Origin of the sequence: Flagellimonas abyssi, from assembly GCF_019457905.1 — a bacterium.
In the GTDB taxonomy this organism is placed as follows: Bacteria; Bacteroidota; Bacteroidia; order Flavobacteriales; family Flavobacteriaceae; genus Flagellimonas; species Flagellimonas abyssi.
This window is the reverse complement of record NZ_JAHZSV010000029.1, coordinates 18,748-35,159: the sequence shown is the minus strand read 5'-3', so window position 1 is coordinate 35,159 and position 16,412 is coordinate 18,748. Positions and strand designations below refer to the sequence as shown.

Sequence of the window (16,412 nt, the reverse complement as noted above, 5' to 3'; positions counted from 1 at the left end):
TATTGGTTTAAATTTTTTTAACGCTTCAAATAGGTCAGTCCAACTTCCAGTCCCGTTGCCAGTTCGTACAAACTGGTATTTTCCAACATATTCTTTAGATCGGTCCTGATATCGACAAACTTGTCGTGGAGAGGACATGGCTGGTTTGCGTTGCACTCCTTGAGTCCAAGGCCACAGCCAACATAGATATCATCCCCATCGATGGCATGGACGATCATACTTAATTTTACGGTATCCATCTCGGTTCGGTCCAACTCAAAGCCACCTGTGGGCCCCTTGACAGAATGGATGACCTTGCTCCTCGAGAGCTGTTGCAGGATTTTGGCCGTGAAAGCAATCGGGGAATCAATTTCTTCAGCAATTTCATTGACACTGACACGTCTTCCATCCAAGGATTGCAGCGCAACATAGACCGCAGCGCGAATACCATACTCACAGGCTTTTGAAAACATCATTGCTAAATTTATTCGTTACAAAGATAACATTTATTATAATTCGGACAAAAATGTCCCTTATTATTTTTCCGCATCGGGAATGCCAATCGGTCTCAAATATACACTTTATGTCAAAGTAGGGCGGCATACTCAGAAACTTATGTTCGATTTCGGTTTAAGTCCATCAATAAAAGTAGGCCGCATAGTATGGATAAACTCACCAAGGCAAGGATTTCCATATAGCCATTGAAGATGGGCCATTGTACCCAAGCAGCAAATCCTTTATAAAAAATAAGGATTTCAGTTACAAGGAATCCCCAAAAATACCATTGGTATGCTTTCTTTGATATCACGAACAGACCAAAATAATCCACCAAAAAGAAAAGCCCAATACTGATCATCCCCAGAAAAGTCATATGTAGATAACCAATGGTAAGGTCAAGATACATGGTCGCGATCCGTGCAAAATAGGGTAGGGCGGTCAGCAATTGTAAGGCTATTTTGATAAATACGAGAAACACTGCGGTCTTCATTAGCAAAGCCTGTAGTTTTGAAAGGGGCAGTACTTTAATGTCATTTTTGGCCATGGCCCACAATAGGACAAGGCCACAGCCCTGTGCAATCGCTCCAATTCCTGCAAGGACATATAACAAGGGTGATGGTTCTATCCACAATGTGGATAGAAAAAAGGTGAGCACGACCCCTGCGTTCAATATCCAAAAAAACCACATAAAACTTTTTTTGGGTATCACCATGTCGCGCCGTTCCATCGCAAAGAGAAACAGCCCGATCAAGGCCAGGAGCATCCATCCATTGTATTGAAAATGGAGATAAAAATAGATGGCCAACCGATACCAAATGGATTGGGCCCCCAAAGTACCCATGATGATCCCCAGTGCCCAAGGCCCCAAACTGGAGATGACCATATACCAAAGTGCTGCCTTTATACATCGTAGACTGTTACCATGCCTGAATTTTGGGTCGCTGTTTCTGGAAAAATAATGGAAGAACACATAGGACATGATGAGGAACAAGGTGGAAAAAAATATGGAAAACAACGCATACCCTTGGAACGGAAAGGTGAGCAACATGCCGACCAATGAAACCTGGGTAAACCAAAAGATACGTGTATATTTTTTATCCGAGGTACCCTTTTCCACAAAACAGTAATGGATCAGTGTGGTCAAGGCTACATATACCCATCCAAGCAATGCAATGTGTGAATGGGCATGGACCATATATCTGTAGTTGAAACCAAAGGAGAAAATAGGATAGAAGCGCAGTAAAACTCCCAACAGGGCGGCCATGGCGAAATAAGAAATTGCCACCCGAATATGCCGTTGATGTATACTGTCCTTCACGCCTTATAATTTATAAAAACCTGGGATAAGTCTTAAAAATCCTTTCTTTTGGCCTTATGGCGCAGTCCTAAAATGGGTAAAACTGTCCATAAAAATAGAACGGCCATGGAGACCAGAAAGCCGAGGTCGGTACCAAAGAACTTTTTAAATATGGCCCCGGTATACCCCAATAGGGCTGAAATATCCAATTTGAGGAGGATCAAGATCCTCGAAAGGTCAATGGGGTTGAGCATGGTCGCCACCAAGGAAAAGGTGTCCAAGGGATATTCCTCGAACACGATGAGTGACATCAGGAACAGCCCATCATACACCACGGCCAAAAAGAGCCATAACAGTACGGCGTACCCGAATCCCTTGATCTTGTTTTCATTGGATATGGCAATGACGAAGGACAGCCCCACAAAAATAAAGGTCAAAAATGCACCTGTTACCAATAGGAGGGAGAAATCAAAGATGGCATTGCTCCGCAAAAGGCCATATAGGACAAAGGGAATGCCCAAGCCTAGAACCAGGCTCAAGGTCAATGAACCGGCAACACCAAAATATTGTCCCATAAAAATGGAACTGCGTTTAATGGGTTGCGCCAAGAGGAGTTCCGTGAACTCCCGGGAATTGTAGTAGTACATCACCCCGAAAATGGTCCCTATCAAGGGAATAAGGACAATGATCACGTTCATCAGGGTGATCACGGCCTTGGAGACATCATTGTTCAGGAACAACAGCACGAAACCCAAAGTGAGGTAGAACAAAAAATAAACGTAACTCCAACGGCTACGGATAAGGTCATAAAAACTATATTTAAGAATTTTCAGCATGGCTTTCTGTGGTTGTTAGGGCCGCGATGGCATGTTCAAAATCATGTTGCCCGGTCTGTTCCATCAATTGCCCGATGGTTCCTTTAAAATAAATCTCCCCCTCAAGAAGATACAAGACCTCATCGGCCATTTCCTCTACAAATTGCATGATATGGGAAGTGATCAGAATGGTCTTTCCTTTTGCTTTTTCATTTAGTATCAATCCTTTTAAGCATATCAAGGCCTTTGGATCGAGGCCCGTGGTAGGTTCATCGAGGATGATCAAGGGACTGTCGAACATAAAGGTCAGGACAATGTTCACCTTTTGTTTGGTACCTCCCGATAGGGTGGATAGTTTTTTGCTTAGAAAGGGTTCCAGACCGAATAAAGCAATCAGTGTTTCTTCTTCGCTGGGACTGTTCCTCAGGTCTTTGATCATATGAAGCAGTTCTTTGACCTTGATATTTGGCGGAAAGTTGGCAATCTGTGGAAGATAATTGATCTGCTTGCGATACCTCCAATCTTTTTTTATGGACTTTTCCAGAATGGAGATGTCCCCTTTGTCAGGAATGACCATCCCCAAGATACTTTTGATCAAGGTGGTCTTGCCAGAACCATTAGGTCCCAACACTGCATAAATATGACCTTTGCCAATGTTCAGATCCACACCTTTTAACACTTGGTTCTTGCCAAATTTTTTGTATAAATTGTTTATTTCTATGGTCATGGTCGTATCTTCATTAGAGGTTGGGCATCTTGCAGATTGTCCGGAGTGAATACAGGAGAGACCCTTTCGGAGAAATCGATGATATCCATGAACAGGCTCCGTAAAAGGACAATCGTCTCCGGGGTACGGTTCACCACATAGGAAAACAGTTTGACAGGACGATAGGGCACATCGCCAATGCCATTCCTATCCAGATCGTAGCCGGTATAACTGCTCCAATAATTACTTTCGAAAATGTTGTCGTTAAGTTTACTGTTATAAGAGATGTCAAAGGAATTGTACAAGAAATTATTCCCTTTGAATGTGTTGGTATAACAGGCTCCTATCACCCGAATGGCCCAACCGTTGCCTATAAAGTCATTATCGGTATAGTCTATCCGGTTCGATCCCTCGATATTGATGCCAATGGTGTTTTCCTCAAAGGTGTTGTTGCTGATTTCCGCATCATTGATCTCTTTCAACAGCATGCCATAGGCCGCGGTGCCCCAGTTCTTTCGAAAAGTATTGTTTTTCATGGTGATGAACTTGGAGAACATCACCGCTACCCCAGCACCATTGTTCTCAAAGGTATTATGGGTGTAGACATCATGGTTGGAAAACATAAAATGGAGCCCGTATCGAAGATTGTCCATACTGGTGTTTCCTGTAATGGTAATCTGATCGGAAAACTCCAGATAAATGCCGTCCCGCGTTCCCTGGACATGGTTTTTACGTACTTCTATATCCGATGAATACCAAAGTTGTATGCCATTGCCCGAATTGTATTCATCCACGGCCTCCCCGATAATCCTATTGTGGTACACTTTGCCATGGGAGGACTTTTCCAGATAGATACCGAAGAACAACTGTTCCAGGACCATATTCTGGATGAGGAAATCCTTGCTCTGTATCACCCGAATGGCAGCATTGTCCTTGGTGTAGCTGACCCCGACATTGATAATGAAAAGACCATCCAAGGTCACGTGGTCCGATCGAACCTGAAAAATCTCCCCTTTTTTCTCCCCATCGACAATGGGGTATCCAATACCCTTGATATATAAAGGTTTATCCACCAGGATCTCATATTCCCGGTATGTGCCCTTTTGTACCAATAGGGTGTCATGGGCTTCGGCACGTTCGATGGTCCCCTTGATCGAGCTGTGCTCACAAGAAGTGCAAACGGTCCAGGTCTTGGCCATGACGGTTTGGGTGAGCACCAGCAGGATGCATACTAGCATATAGGCGTTATGTTGTGTGTCCGTTCTCATAAAATTCCTCCACTTCGTGCACTGAACCCGACCAAAACAAATAGGACAGCAGTGATGGTGACCCCGATGATATGCCATGCCAAAGGCTGTAATTTCTCTTTAGGTATCAAGAAGAACCGGGCATGGATGGCCAATCCTATCGTAATCAGCAACAACATCAATTTTAAGGCAATATGTCGGGTATAATGGTCCCCTAAATCCCAATCGAAAAAGGATGGGGCGTACACTGTGGCCATATAGATACCGGTAACCACCAAGATCAATAGGGAAGGGATGCCTATTTTCTCATACCGCTCCTCAAATTGGGCGATAATGGAAAAATCATTCTTTTTCAGTGCCCTGGGCAAAATGCCAAGGGCAAGGATCAAATGTCCCCCTGTCCATATCGTGGCAGCCAACAAATGAATGAAGATTATTGCCTTGGGTACCATATCCACTACCGGATTATCAAGAATTTAGCATCTGTATTGGCCTTCACCCAGTGTTCTACCCCTTTGGAAAAGCCAAAATGTTGTTGTACCGTTAAAGTAACGATTTGGTTCTCGATATAAAAATCGATAGAGCCCTCCAAAACGACCAAATGGACATCTTTGGGAGATATATGCTTTGGAAAGACGGCATCCCTGGCCAAACTGATGCTCAAAATTTCCAATGAAGGTGTTTTGACCAGATGTTCGATCTGTAGACCGTCGAATGGTTGCTGGGCAATGGTATTGTCGATGGCTATGGCATACATGGTTCAAAGGTTAGAAGTCCAATTTAAATTGTTGTTTCAGTGCGTTCCAAGTCAAGAGTTCCCCTCCATTGACGTCCTTTATATGTAGGGCGGCGGCTTCTTCTGAAAAGGCACTTAAAAATGCCCCCATGGGACTTGGAATGTTCTCACTGATCAAATAGGTGGCCTTGGTGGCATCGGTCAGTTCTCCCGGTCGATCAAAATCATTTACCAGAAATAGGGCCATGGCGGTTCCGTCCTCATCTTTCAACTGGTTCATCATGCATTCAACGGCATCAAAGTTGAAGACCTTGCCCTTTTTGGTCACCAATTGGGCGGCATGTTGTTGGTCAACAATGGTCATACTACAATAGTGGCAGCCGACATGCCCGTAATCAATGGGCTTTGGACGGACTTGGCAGCCCAAGGACAGGACCCCGACCAAAAATAAAGAGAAAAATAGTTTTTTCATTGGATCGTCAATTTTGGTTTTTTGTGCTTTTCCAGCCCATGAATGCAGCCACCAAGGTGAGCATCATACCCATGAACATGAGCCAGGCACCTGTGGATGGCAAAGAGGTGACGTCAAAATTGAGCATTTTTACATGGCCTAATAGGGGGGGCTTGTAGGTCATCGGACTTCCATCGGGATTGGTCAATTTCATGATGGCATTGGGATCCAAGTTGGTACCATAGTCCACCAGCCACTCATTGAAATCGTACATGCCCAATATTCCCAATATGGACATCAATAGGAACCACCCGAGGAACCATTTATAGTTTACTTTGCCCAGATATCCCAAAACACCGATCAATACTCCAATACCTACCATGATTCCTATGACCATGGGAAAAGTGCCAAATTCCCACATTTCCTCAGCCTTGGGCAAGGTGTGCATACCGATATAGTGGTTCAGGCCATCGATGTTCTGTATATCAAATTCGCTCACGCCCCGTAGACCATTGATGTGGATGTTCAATCCCAACGGATCGGGATATTGGGGGGCACCCAACATAATGTTCCAAAGGGGGAAGACATACAATCCCAATAGGAAGAGCGGGCCAAGGATCATTAAAATACCAGCCTTTTTCATTTTTCTTTGATTTAGAGGTTCCAAATTGAATATGATTTTTGGTGGATTGATGTCGATATACTGAAATTAGGGATTAAAGCGGGCAGGTCATCGACACAGCCCGCTTTGTTCAATGAAGACAATACATCAAATTATTCACCGAGGGACCATTTGAGCTCCGTATTGGAATTCGCAGGGGAGACCCTGACATACCCTTGCATCTCTTGGTGCAGGGCAGAACAGAAATCGGTACAGTAGAAAGGCCATACCCCAACCTCCTTGGGTTCCCAAACAGAGGTCTTGGTCTGTCCTGGCATCACGAGGAGTTCGGATGAGTTTTGGCCCAGGATGGCAAAACCATGGGGCACATCAAAGTCCTGTTCGTGGTTGGTGATATGGAAATATACTTTGTCACCGATCTTGATGCCCTCGATGTTGTCAGGGGTAAAATGGCTTCGGATGGTGGACATGTACACATGGACCTCGTTTCCGTCACGGACCACTTTGGATCCATCGGCCGTGGTCACCGCATAAGGGTGCCTGTTTTCATCCAAGCGGTAGATTTTCTTGGAATTCGAGGTCAACAATTCAGCGGGACATCCGGCGGCATAGTGGGGCTCACCATGGGTCGGGAAGTCATAGAGCAATTCCATTTTATCCCCGGAGATGTCATACAATTGAGCGGAGTGTTCCATTTCAGGACCGGTAGGCAAATACCGGTCCTTGGTGATCTTGTTCATGGCCACTACATATTTTCCAAAAGGCTTTCTGGAATTACCCCCTGGGATCATTAGGTGGCCCACGGAATAATAGGTGGGTTTTCTGTCGATTACCTCCCAAGTGCCCAATTTCCATTTTACTACCTCGGATGAGATAAAGAATGTGGTATAGGCATTGCCCTTGCCATCAAACTCGGTATGCAGTGGGCCAAGGCCACCACTTTTTACCTGTCCTGCCAATACATCCTCAAATTTCAGGATTGGGATACCATAGGCCTCCCCATCAAATTTCTGGCCTTCTATGGCCGCAATCATTTTATCAAAGGAGTGTACGGTCAAATCAGCGGAGAGTTTACCATTGCCAATGATATATTGTCCTGTTGGATCTACGTCACATCCATGGGGGGATTTTGGAGTGGGAAGAAAATAAACCGCTCCTGGTACCTTTGTTGGATCAATGGTCAATACCTCATTGCGCATGGTGGATGTCCCGGTATGGGAGTGTTCATCATATACATTGTGTGCATAATTGGCAGGCATTTTGGTGCCGCCACCGTTGTTCACATATTCCTCAATTTTCTTCCAGTTGATGGCAGCAATAAAATCCTTGTCGTTTTGGGAAGCGTTCACCTCCAAAAGGGAATTGGCCTCTTCCGTATTATAGGTGGTAAAGAAGAACCAACCATGGGACTTTCCACGGCCGGGATGGGAGAGGTCGTAATTGAAACCTGGCATCAAGAGTTGAAACTTGATGGCCATGTGACCGTGTTCGGGATCGACACTGATAAAGGTCAGGGCACCCTTAAAGTTTCCCTTATATTCATTTATGGGCATATCACGTTGGGGTACGGGAACAGAAAATCGGGTACCGGCCACAACATATTCGGTGTTCTCCGTGATGAAGGAAGAACTGTGGTTCCCGGCACTGTTGGGGACCTCGATGATCTCCGCGGTCTCAAAAGTGCTGAGGTCAACCCTAGCGATACGAGGCGTATTGTTTCCATTGATAAAAATCCATCGTCCATCCAACTCGCCATTGGTCTGTGAAATGTCAGGGTGGTGCGCATCGTCCCAAGGTACAAATCCATGGGAGGTGTTCAACATCGGCACGGTTTCTTCGGAATACCCATATCCCGATGTTGGGAACTGGGAGAATACAGGAATCTCCTTGAACATCCTTCCCGAGGGCAATCCGTAAACGGTTAGGTTACCGCTGTAGCCCCCTGAAAGGAAGGCGTAATATTCATCTTGCTCACCAGGGGCAACATACACTTTTTCAGCGGCACTGGACGACAGGGCCCCGTTGGAGCTTTGGTTCTGTTGACCACAGGAAAACAGCATCAGGGCCACTCCTAAGGTCAAAATTAAATGGTTATAAATTTTCATTGTATTAGGATTTATTCGTTTTTACAGGTTTTACGATTTTTACTGGGCAGGGGGTAGGATGACCTTGTCCACGATATGGACGATTCCATTGCCCGCTGGTACACTGGCAATGATCTTGGCACCTCCGATAAAGACATCATCACCCTTGACTTCTACTGGAACATCTTGATTGTTGGCCTGCCCCAACTTCTTGAACTTTTTCAAAAAGTCCTTGGAATAATTGCCCGGGGTTACATGGTACTTGAGGATGTTGGCCAGGGCTTCCTTGTTCTCCGGTTTTAAAAGATCTTCAACGGTACCTGCGGGTAATGCATCGAAGGCGGCATTGGTGGGGGCGAACACCATAAGGGGTCCTGCATTGACCAGGGCGTTCTCCAATTCCGCTGCTTGTACTGCAGCCACCAAAGTACTATGGTCGGGTGACCCGATGGCAATCTGGAGTACATTGGGTGTGGAAGCATCATCCTCGATAAAGGCCTGCCCCTTGTTGCTCTCAATGACCGCATCGGATGTATTCGATTCGGCAGCGGTTGTTTCGTTTTGGGCCCTATCCTTGCAACCGCCATTGAGCGTAAGCAGCAAGATCAGCCCCAGGGTACTGAGTTTAATGGTTGATTTCATATGTATTATTTTAATGTCCTGAAATATTCAAGGATGGCACGGGCCTGGTCTTCGGTCAACCCTTGGTTGGACATGGGCGATCCGTTGAACTCTTGGAGCAGATCTTTGGCCAAAGGGTCTTGCTGTACCATTTCCTGAGGGTTCAGGATCATGTTCATCACCCACTCGGGACTCCTTCGCTCCAATACTCCATTGGGTGGTGGACCAATGAATTTTTTGCCGATCCTGTGGCACGCCAGACACATTTGTTCGTAGACCTCCTTACCATTGGCGGCCAAGGCCTGATCGATTTCCGGGGCCAAGGTCACGGATTTTATGGGGCCGACACCCTTCGTGGACATATCCACTCGCTCGGAAGCCTTCACCTCATTGGTAGTATTGGTCTCAACAGGCTGTTCCGTTGCTGCCTTTTTCCGTTGTACGCTGAAACCTTCCTCTTTTTTTTCCTCTTTCTTGCTGCCGCAGCCCAACAAGATGAGTGCAAAGAACAAGACCATACCTTTTATTGTTGTCTTCATGTGATAAATGGTTAAAATTTTGATTCAAATGTATATAGGGTTATATATCTAAAACATGATAATAATCATAAAAAGGATAAAAATGTCTTTTAATCTTTGTTAGCATATTGCCATCATGCTATCCAATTCTTCAAAATATGCCATTAAGGGAGTTCTCTATTTAGCATTGAACTCCGATGAGGACCATAAGGTCATGGTCCGGGATATGCATGGGGTAGTCCATGTGCCCGAAGCCTATCTCGCCAAATTGTTGCAAGAACTTTCCCGTCATGGTGTTATTTCGTCCACTAGGGGGCCCAGGGGAGGTTTTTTTTTAAGTAAAGAAGATAGAAAGCGTTCCCTGATGGATATCGTGAAGGTAATCGATGGGGAAAAAAGGGTGAAATCATGTGTTCTGGGCGTCAAGGATTGCGATACCGACCAGCCCTGCGTGCTCCATAAATTGGTAGGTGCCAACAAATCAAAATTCATCAAAGTATTGGAAAACACAACCATTTTGGATTTGATCGAAGGCAAAAGGGATGTTGAGGAGTTTTTTCCTGTCTGAGCCAAAATTTCTAAAGCTGATCCAAAGGAGTTCCTTTAATTTAAGCCGTACCAGTCATCAAAAAGGCCATCCACAATGGGATGACCTTTCAAACAAACGAATAAAAGCGCAAACAACAGCTTTAAAATTCAATTTCAAAAAATAAACTGCTTCCTTCATTTTCTTCGGTAACGTCCTCACCTTTGAGTATATCCCCTTGGTCATTGAGAAGTTTTAGGTTGATCTTCCAATAGCCGGTCATGGTCAAGGACAGTTTTCCGGAATAGATTCCAGTATCGGCATCAAAGAGCAGATCTTCATTGTTCGGGGAACTATGGTTGCCCATACTGGGCATTCTGGGATCTATGGCTACCGTGTAATCCACAACTGCGGGAAAGTTCATCATGGTCTCCATTTTAAAGAGGACCGCGGATAGATCGTTCACGGTGACCTCGGGTGTCAGGGGCATCATGGCCAGTACATATTTTACATCGTCCGTTCCGGTGAACACATTCACCGTCCTTTTTCCGTTGGAAGGGGCATTGACGGTAATCTGTTCGGTAGTGGTATAGGTAGTGCCCCCAAAACTGTATTCCAGGTTCAGTTCCCAATACTCATCATCATTACTGGCCATTTGAAAGACGATAAATCCCTTATAGACGGTATCCTCTCCCGTTGTTGAGATTTCCGATCTTGGGCAGGAGTGCACTTTATCGGTCATGTGCATGACCGGGTTCCAATGTATTGTGGCATCGGATACATAGTCCTCTGTCGATAGATCCTTGATACGGATGAACAGTTCATTGTACCCCATGGTAAACCCTTCCTGTTCGGAATAGATTTCCAGGGCATGGCCATTGGCCTCGAAACTGCCTGTCAAGTTGAATTCCTCAAGGGGATTGTCCGCTACGGGAAGTGGGTCATCCGTACCATTGGAACAGGATGCGATTCCCAAGGAAAGGGCAAGAAGGGCGAAAATGGATTTTATATTTTTCATTGTTAGGGTTTTAAATGGGATTTATAAAAAAGTTTTATGATCAATTGATGGCATAGGATAAGGTCATGAAAAAGTTCCTTCCCATGCGGGGGATGTTGTTCCAGTCGGAATAGGTGGAATAATACCGGTCAAAAATGTTTTCGATACCCACTTTGCCATACAGGGCGTCACCTCCTATGGAAAAGGTTTTGCCCAATGATAATGACAATAGGGCATATGCCGGTGTGTGGTCCTCACCAAAATCCGGATTGAAATCGCTTTGGTCCAAGGCCCCGGAAAGGGTCAGGGTGCCGGAAAAATTTCCTTGTCCATAGGTAAGTTGGGAACGATAGGCCAATGGACTGATAAAGGGTAAGTTACGGCCATTTTGATCCGTACCCCTGTGATAGGAGACCAATCCGCTCCAATCCAGTTCCGATGTGAGTTGGTATACCATGTCCAAAGACACATTGTAAAGGTTGGCATATTCCAGATTGGTATATACCTTGACCCCATCGGCACCAATGGTCATAACGTCCAGTTCGGGATGGACCACGCCGATGATGTAATCCCAAGTATGGAAATAATTGCCTTCCACGGCGATGTCCAGATTTTTTATGGGCCAATCCATTTTAAAATTGGCCTCTAGGGCCTTTTCATTCTTAAGGTCAGGATTTCCGATATAGTCATGGTTGTCAAAACTGTTGAACAGGTAGAATCCAAAACCTTCCGAAACCGATGGTGCACGGTCCCCATACGCAAGCCCACCACTGAGGTGAAGTGCCTTGAACTGTCTGTGGTAGTGCGTGGAAACACTCTTTAGTACCCGGGTCTGCCGTTGGGCCATATCAGGATAGAAGATCCGAAGGCTGTTCAAGCCGAAATCATCGGCCACGTTGAAGGTTTGGAGTGCCAAGCGTGTCGATAGCTTCACTGAACTTTCTTTAAGCGAAATTTTGTCCTCCAAATAGATGCCTGAGTTCAAGGTCCGTACGTCGGGCCAGGTCAACATGAACATGTCCTGCTCGTTGGGATCATTGGGATACATGGTCATCTCCGCCAGGGAACGGTTGTAATAGCCGTCGAGTTTACCTATAAGATGATGGTCATCCAAGATCAGCTCGGTCTGGGTGTAAAACCCATAGGTGTCGCTCCAACCGGGCATGTCCATCCGAATGGGTACATCGGGCCGTTGACTGTCGTCCATGATATGCGTAATGGTGTTCGCATAGAGTTTGGTCTCCCAATTCTCCAGGTCACCGATAAAACTGTCCTGTACCCAGCTCAGGGAGCCGATAAAGGCACGTGCCAGGGACACATCCATAGGCAGTGCGGGATACCCTACGTCCCGGGCTTCATCAAAGATGAAACTGGCCAACAGTTTTTGGTTTTCCGAAACTTTATATCCCGCATTTGTGGAGAGGTTGTATTTTTCAAATTGGGAAAAAGCAACTTCTTCACCTCCGCCGGCCGTATAGTTTTCCGCTTTGCGGTAAATCAGATCCGTATCCACATAGAAATGTTCGTTCGAAAAGTTGAGCTCACCGCCCACAATTTGGGCAGTATTGTTGCTCTCATAGCCAGTTTCCACTGCACCTGTCCATCCCAAGGGCCTAAAATTGCTCTTTTCCAAACGCATGTCCAGGGCGCCCCCGATCACATTGCCGTGCCGTGCCCCTTGTTGGCCGCTTTCCACATGGATATCGGAAAGGTTGGACACATCCACATAGGAGGTAATGGGATCCATTTTGTCGGTACAGGCCCCAAAGATCCGCATGCCATCTATTGTGATGGACAGCCGTTCGGAGGTCATGTCATTGAGCATGGGGTCCCAGGCATAGGCCCCTCGTTTGACCATGGAAACCTTTTTGGAGGATTCCAAATATTGGTCCAATGTGGATAGGGGCTTTGGTTGGGATTTGTGTTCAATCCCCCTGTTGAAGGAAGAAATGACGATGACTTCCTTTAAGTCAATAGGGAGAATAGAGTCTATGATAGGGGCCAAGATCGGTTCTTGGGCTTGGGCCTTTTGTGGGGACAATGGTATGACCCCCAGACAGAGGACCAAAATCAAATGGCCCAAATAGCCCGACCATGCCCCATATGGATATGTGGTTTTCATTGAAAAATGTTTTGAATCAATTCAAAAGGGATTGGGGTACTGTCCCAACAAGTATTTTAAAGCGTCGGGATGTGTACAGGGAAGTTGTTCAGACCACTTCTGGGGGATGGGAAATGTCGGAAATGAACAGTTGGGAATGGATTCCTTGATATCGGAAGGAATTCTTGTCTGGATACACCTGAAAAAGGGTATCGAGATCAAAAACCAACAAGGACTGAAAGAAAACCAGGGGTTGGATCTCCATTTTTAATCGTTGTTCCCCAAAGGGGTTCTTGTCCTGGTCTTTTTGCTGTTTCTCCAATTGTTTGGCCAGATAGCATTTGCCGTTGCAGTGCAATTGGGGCCTGTCCTTGTTCTCGCAGAGCACCTTTGCTATATAATCATAATTGGCCACATATTCGATGACCGGCCAAAGGGGTTTGACCAACATGATGAGAGCCACAAAAAGAATTATATAAGGTTTCATAGGAACAAATGTAGGGTTGACCAAAAAGGCGGGACATGATAATTGTCATAAAGAGGATAAAAATGTCTTTTTTATCTATTTTCGTTTTGTAAATGGGTTAAAAAGATGTTTGGGTAGGGGACAGGACAATTGTTTTAAATATATGGCGTGGGCTTTCATGATCGACCATGTTGTATTTTTGTCAATAAAGGGACAAATCGTTTTTATGAACCTTACCCACGCCCAGTATGCCATCATTAGGATTGGGAAATTGTTTTTTTAAATTGTAAAAATGATATATGGCTTTATGACAAATACAGAACAAAAATTAAAGGAACGTGTCAAGGAACTGACCTGTCTTTATGAGGTTACCTCCATTATTGTGAATTCAAATTATGATGAACTCGAGACCTCCCTTGAAGCCATTGCCCATTGTTTAAAACGGGGTTGGCAGTTTGCTGAGGCAGCAGCGGTCCAGATAACGATCGGGGATTACCAGGTACAGACCAACAATTATGGAAACGATATGGTCTCCCATTCTTCCGATGTCAAGATATTCAACAAAGTAGAGGGGCGAATAACAGTGGGCTATCCTTCTGCCGAATTTAGCGTAACAGATTTTTTGGATGAGGAAAGGACCTTGCTCAAAAATGTCTGTTTGGCCATCGGTAATTTGATGGAACGCAAACACATCCGTGATTCGGAAGAGGAAACCAAAAGACAAATGGAACGAGCCGATCGGTTCCACATCATGGGTGAGATCACCGCGGGAATTGCACATGAACTCAATACCCCTTTGGCCAATATTTTAGGTTTTGCCGAACTGCTCGTGGAAAATACTGGAGATGAAGCCACAAGGAGAGATCTCCAGAAAATTATCGATAATGCTATTTTCAGTCGAGAGATCGTTAAAAAGCTCATGTTCTTTACTTGTGAAATGCCCCAAGAGATGGAACAGATTGAACTGAACGCAGTTGTGGAAAATGTTTTACGCTTGTTGGCACCATCCCTTAAGGCCAAACAGCTGAACATTGTCAAATCTTTTGGCCGGGAACATATCCAAATGCGGGCCAATACCGTTCAACTGACCCAAGTACTGTTCAACCTTATCATGAACGCAGCCTATTACTCCCCGCCGAAGGGAGCTATACATATTGAACTTGACAAATCAAAAGACAGGACCATTATCCGAATTGCGGATGAAGGACAGGGCATAGAAACAGAACATGCGGATAAAATTTTCGAACCCTTTTATACATCAAAACCAACAGGTGAGGGCACAGGACTGGGTCTAAGTGTAGTACACGGTATTGTGCGTAGTTACAAAGGAACGATCTCACACCGGCCCAATACCCCCAAAGGCACTATCTTTACCCTAGAGTTTCCCAAAATTTAGGTATGGCACTGCACAAAGAGAACATCTTAGTTGTCGATGACGACATTCACATCCTGGAACTTCTTTCCAGACAGTTGAAAGGACTCGATTACCATGTCTATAAGGCCATCTCGGTAAAGGAAGCACTTTATATTTTAAAGGATGGTGTTATTGATCTTTTGATTACCGATATCCAAATGCCCGAAGTGGATGGCCTACAGTTATTGAAATATGCAAACGAACATTATCCCCTAATGCCCAAATTGGTGGTCACGGGCTATCCTTCGGTGGACGGGGCCTTGGAAGTCATCAAATCGGGCGCAATTGATTATTTGACCAAGCCCTTTACCAAAGAGGAACTCAAACAATCCGTTGAAAAGGCCTTGTACAGCAAGGAGGAACAACCTTTGTCCATAAAGAAACAATCAACACCTGACATAAGTGATAATCGTTTTGAAGGAATGGTCGGCAGTTCGGACGCCTTTCAGAAAATCCTCAATATCATAGATCGCGTGAGGGACAATAGGGCCACTGTACTGATCACGGGGGAAAGTGGAACAGGAAAGGAACTGGTGGCAAGGGCCATCCATTATTCCGGTAAGTTTTCCAAAGGACCTTTCATTGCAGTAAACTGTGGTGCCATCCCCGAAAACCTCCAAGAGGCAGAACTCTTCGGATATGTAAAAGGTGCCTTTACAGGAGCCAATGAGAACCGCAGTGGATTCTTTCAGGCCGCCGAAGGAGGAACCCTTTTTTTGGATGAAATAGGAGCAGCTGGTTTGGCGGTACAGACCAAGCTGTTGCGTGCACTTCAAGAAAAGGAAATCACCAGGGTGGGGTCCCGAAAACTGGAAAAAGTGGAAATCCGCATTGTTGCGGCCACCAATGTGGATCTTTTGGAGGAGATCAAGAACAAGAACTTTAGGGAAGACCTATATTATCGACTTACGGTTGTGGAAATCAATGTGCCGCCACTTCGGGATAGAAAATCCGATATTCCTTTGCTAGTGGAAAAGTTTCTCCGAAAATATGGTGTTGAATATAAAGACCGTCTGCCAAGAATTAGCCCTGAGGCCTTAGGGATTTTGGAACGATACCACTGGCCAGGGAACATCAGGGAGCTTGAAAATATAATCCAGCGCGTGGTGATCATGTCGGATGGCCCCATAGGGATCGAAGATATACCCGAGTTCTTGAAGTACCGGATTGATTTCCCCCAAAAAGGTCTTGTGCCCCTTAGGGAAATGGAGAAGGAATATATCAAAAAGGTACTCTTGCACACAAAGGGAAATAAGACCAAGGCCGCCGAAATACTGCAGATAGATCGCAAAACCTTGCGTGATAAGCTGGATTGAACCGGTTATAAAATAACC

The 16,412-nt window shown here is 45.3% G+C and carries 18 protein-coding genes; 3 read left to right on the top strand and 15 right to left on the bottom strand.

All coding sequences use genetic code 11. The annotated features are described in order from the left end of the window. Positions 1-17 precede the first annotated feature (17 nt). The 12 genes from K1F36_RS15785 to K1F36_RS15730 all read right to left on the bottom strand — a co-directional run bounded on the left by K1F36_RS15785 (position 18) and on the right by K1F36_RS15730 (position 9,595). Positions 18-452: an RrF2 family transcriptional regulator gene (locus K1F36_RS15785; RefSeq protein WP_072880162.1), complete on the bottom strand. Its 435-nt coding sequence runs from the start codon at positions 450-452 to the stop codon at positions 18-20. A 140-nt stretch (positions 453-592) separates the two neighbouring features. Beyond that, positions 593-1,795: a hypothetical protein gene (locus tag K1F36_RS15780; RefSeq protein WP_220114694.1), complete on the bottom strand. Its 1,203-nt coding sequence runs from the start codon at positions 1,793-1,795 to the stop codon at positions 593-595. A gap of 32 nt (positions 1,796-1,827) precedes the next feature. Then, positions 1,828-2,610 (bottom strand): ABC transporter permease, encoded by a 783-nt coding sequence (locus tag K1F36_RS15775; RefSeq protein WP_220114693.1) that lies wholly within the window; start codon positions 2,608-2,610, stop codon positions 1,828-1,830. After that, positions 2,594-3,316: an ABC transporter ATP-binding protein gene (locus K1F36_RS15770; RefSeq protein ID WP_072880156.1), complete on the bottom strand. Its 723-nt coding sequence runs from the start codon at positions 3,314-3,316 to the stop codon at positions 2,594-2,596. Before K1F36_RS15770 ends, K1F36_RS15775 begins: the two co-directional genes overlap by 17 nt. Further along, positions 3,313-4,533, bottom strand: coding sequence for a nitrous oxide reductase family maturation protein NosD (locus tag K1F36_RS15765; protein WP_119639811.1), 1,221 nt, complete (start codon positions 4,531-4,533; stop codon positions 3,313-3,315). The genes K1F36_RS15770 and K1F36_RS15765 overlap by 4 nt, the downstream gene beginning before the upstream one ends. A gap of 26 nt (positions 4,534-4,559) precedes the next feature. Continuing rightward, positions 4,560-4,994 (bottom strand): CopD family protein, encoded by a 435-nt coding sequence (locus K1F36_RS15760; protein ID WP_119639766.1) that lies wholly within the window; start codon positions 4,992-4,994, stop codon positions 4,560-4,562. A 5-nt stretch (positions 4,995-4,999) separates the two neighbouring features. Continuing rightward, complete coding sequence (locus tag K1F36_RS15755) at positions 5,000-5,299, bottom strand: cupin domain-containing protein (protein ID WP_220114692.1); 300 nt, start codon at positions 5,297-5,299, stop codon at positions 5,000-5,002. Positions 5,300-5,309: 10 nt separating this feature from the next. Continuing rightward, positions 5,310-5,750, bottom strand: coding sequence for a nitrous oxide reductase accessory protein NosL (locus K1F36_RS15750; protein ID WP_220114691.1), 441 nt, complete (start codon positions 5,748-5,750; stop codon positions 5,310-5,312). Between the two features lie 7 nt (positions 5,751-5,757). Then, positions 5,758-6,372 (bottom strand): hypothetical protein, encoded by a 615-nt coding sequence (locus tag K1F36_RS15745; protein ID WP_220114690.1) that lies wholly within the window; start codon positions 6,370-6,372, stop codon positions 5,758-5,760. Positions 6,373-6,503: 131 nt separating this feature from the next. Beyond that, positions 6,504-8,456, bottom strand: coding sequence for a Sec-dependent nitrous-oxide reductase (gene nosZ, locus K1F36_RS15740; RefSeq protein ID WP_220114689.1), 1,953 nt, complete (start codon positions 8,454-8,456; stop codon positions 6,504-6,506). Between the two features lie 39 nt (positions 8,457-8,495). Then, the gene (locus K1F36_RS15735) at positions 8,496-9,077 is read right to left on the bottom strand and encodes a fasciclin domain-containing protein (protein ID WP_072880145.1); all 582 of its coding nucleotides are present in this window, start codon (positions 9,075-9,077) and stop codon (positions 8,496-8,498) included. 5 nt (positions 9,078-9,082) lie between these two features. Further along, on the bottom strand, positions 9,083-9,595 hold the full coding sequence (locus K1F36_RS15730) for a c-type cytochrome (RefSeq protein ID WP_220114688.1): 513 nt from the start codon (positions 9,593-9,595) through the stop codon (positions 9,083-9,085). 115 nt (positions 9,596-9,710) lie between these two features. Between K1F36_RS15730 and K1F36_RS15725 the strand changes: the two genes are divergently transcribed. After that, entirely contained in the window at positions 9,711-10,142 is a 432-nt protein-coding gene (locus tag K1F36_RS15725) for an RrF2 family transcriptional regulator (protein ID WP_072880141.1), read from the top strand. Between the two features lie 121 nt (positions 10,143-10,263). On the opposite strand, the gene K1F36_RS15720 is transcribed toward K1F36_RS15725, so the two are convergent. The 3 genes from K1F36_RS15720 to K1F36_RS15710 all read right to left on the bottom strand — a co-directional run bounded on the left by K1F36_RS15720 (position 10,264) and on the right by K1F36_RS15710 (position 13,685). After that, positions 10,264-11,118: a hypothetical protein gene (locus tag K1F36_RS15720; protein WP_072880138.1), complete on the bottom strand. Its 855-nt coding sequence runs from the start codon at positions 11,116-11,118 to the stop codon at positions 10,264-10,266. A 40-nt stretch (positions 11,119-11,158) separates the two neighbouring features. Continuing rightward, the gene (locus K1F36_RS15715) at positions 11,159-13,219 is read right to left on the bottom strand and encodes a TonB-dependent receptor (protein ID WP_220114687.1); all 2,061 of its coding nucleotides are present in this window, start codon (positions 13,217-13,219) and stop codon (positions 11,159-11,161) included. 88 nt (positions 13,220-13,307) lie between these two features. Further along, complete coding sequence (locus K1F36_RS15710; protein ID WP_083569682.1) at positions 13,308-13,685, bottom strand: hypothetical protein; 378 nt, start codon at positions 13,683-13,685, stop codon at positions 13,308-13,310. A 286-nt stretch (positions 13,686-13,971) separates the two neighbouring features. Here K1F36_RS15710 and K1F36_RS15705 point away from each other — a divergent pair, with 286 nt between their 5' ends. Next, a complete protein-coding gene (locus K1F36_RS15705) occupies positions 13,972-15,060 on the top strand; it encodes a sensor histidine kinase (RefSeq protein ID WP_220114686.1) in 1,089 nt (362 codons plus the stop codon). A 2-nt stretch (positions 15,061-15,062) separates the two neighbouring features. Continuing rightward, positions 15,063-16,394, top strand: a complete 1,332-nt coding sequence (locus tag K1F36_RS15700; RefSeq protein ID WP_220114685.1) for a sigma-54-dependent transcriptional regulator — start codon at positions 15,063-15,065, stop codon at positions 16,392-16,394. Positions 16,395-16,412 lie beyond the last annotated feature (18 nt).

Coding starts and splice junctions, on each gene's coding strand:
- K1F36_RS15785 (WP_072880162.1), bottom strand. CDS start 452: ATGTTTTCAAAAGCCTGTGAGTATGGTATTCGCGCTGCGGTCTATGTT.
- K1F36_RS15775 (WP_220114693.1), bottom strand. CDS start 2,610: ATGCTGAAAATTCTTAAATATAGTTTTTATGACCTTATCCGTAGCCGT.
- K1F36_RS15770 (WP_072880156.1), bottom strand. CDS start 3,316: ATGACCATAGAAATAAACAATTTATACAAAAAATTTGGCAAGAACCAA.
- K1F36_RS15765 (WP_119639811.1), bottom strand. CDS start 4,533: ATGCTAGTATGCATCCTGCTGGTGCTCACCCAAACCGTCATGGCCAAG.
- K1F36_RS15760 (WP_119639766.1), bottom strand. CDS start 4,994: ATGGTACCCAAGGCAATAATCTTCATTCATTTGTTGGCTGCCACGATA.
- K1F36_RS15755 (WP_220114692.1), bottom strand. CDS start 5,299: ATGTATGCCATAGCCATCGACAATACCATTGCCCAGCAACCATTCGAC.
- K1F36_RS15750 (WP_220114691.1), bottom strand. CDS start 5,750: ATGAAAAAACTATTTTTCTCTTTATTTTTGGTCGGGGTCCTGTCCTTG.
- K1F36_RS15745 (WP_220114690.1), bottom strand. CDS start 6,372: ATGAAAAAGGCTGGTATTTTAATGATCCTTGGCCCGCTCTTCCTATTG.
- nosZ (WP_220114689.1), bottom strand. CDS start 8,456: ATGAAAATTTATAACCATTTAATTTTGACCTTAGGAGTGGCCCTGATG.
- K1F36_RS15735 (WP_072880145.1), bottom strand. CDS start 9,077: ATGAAATCAACCATTAAACTCAGTACCCTGGGGCTGATCTTGCTGCTT.
- K1F36_RS15730 (WP_220114688.1), bottom strand. CDS start 9,595: ATGAAGACAACAATAAAAGGTATGGTCTTGTTCTTTGCACTCATCTTG.
- K1F36_RS15725 (WP_072880141.1), top strand. CDS start 9,711: ATGCTATCCAATTCTTCAAAATATGCCATTAAGGGAGTTCTCTATTTA.
- K1F36_RS15720 (WP_072880138.1), bottom strand. CDS start 11,118: ATGAAAAATATAAAATCCATTTTCGCCCTTCTTGCCCTTTCCTTGGGA.
- K1F36_RS15715 (WP_220114687.1), bottom strand. CDS start 13,219: ATGAAAACCACATATCCATATGGGGCATGGTCGGGCTATTTGGGCCAT.
- K1F36_RS15710 (WP_083569682.1), bottom strand. CDS start 13,685: ATGAAACCTTATATAATTCTTTTTGTGGCTCTCATCATGTTGGTCAAA.
- K1F36_RS15705 (WP_220114686.1), top strand. CDS start 13,972: ATGACAAATACAGAACAAAAATTAAAGGAACGTGTCAAGGAACTGACC.
- K1F36_RS15700 (WP_220114685.1), top strand. CDS start 15,063: ATGGCACTGCACAAAGAGAACATCTTAGTTGTCGATGACGACATTCAC.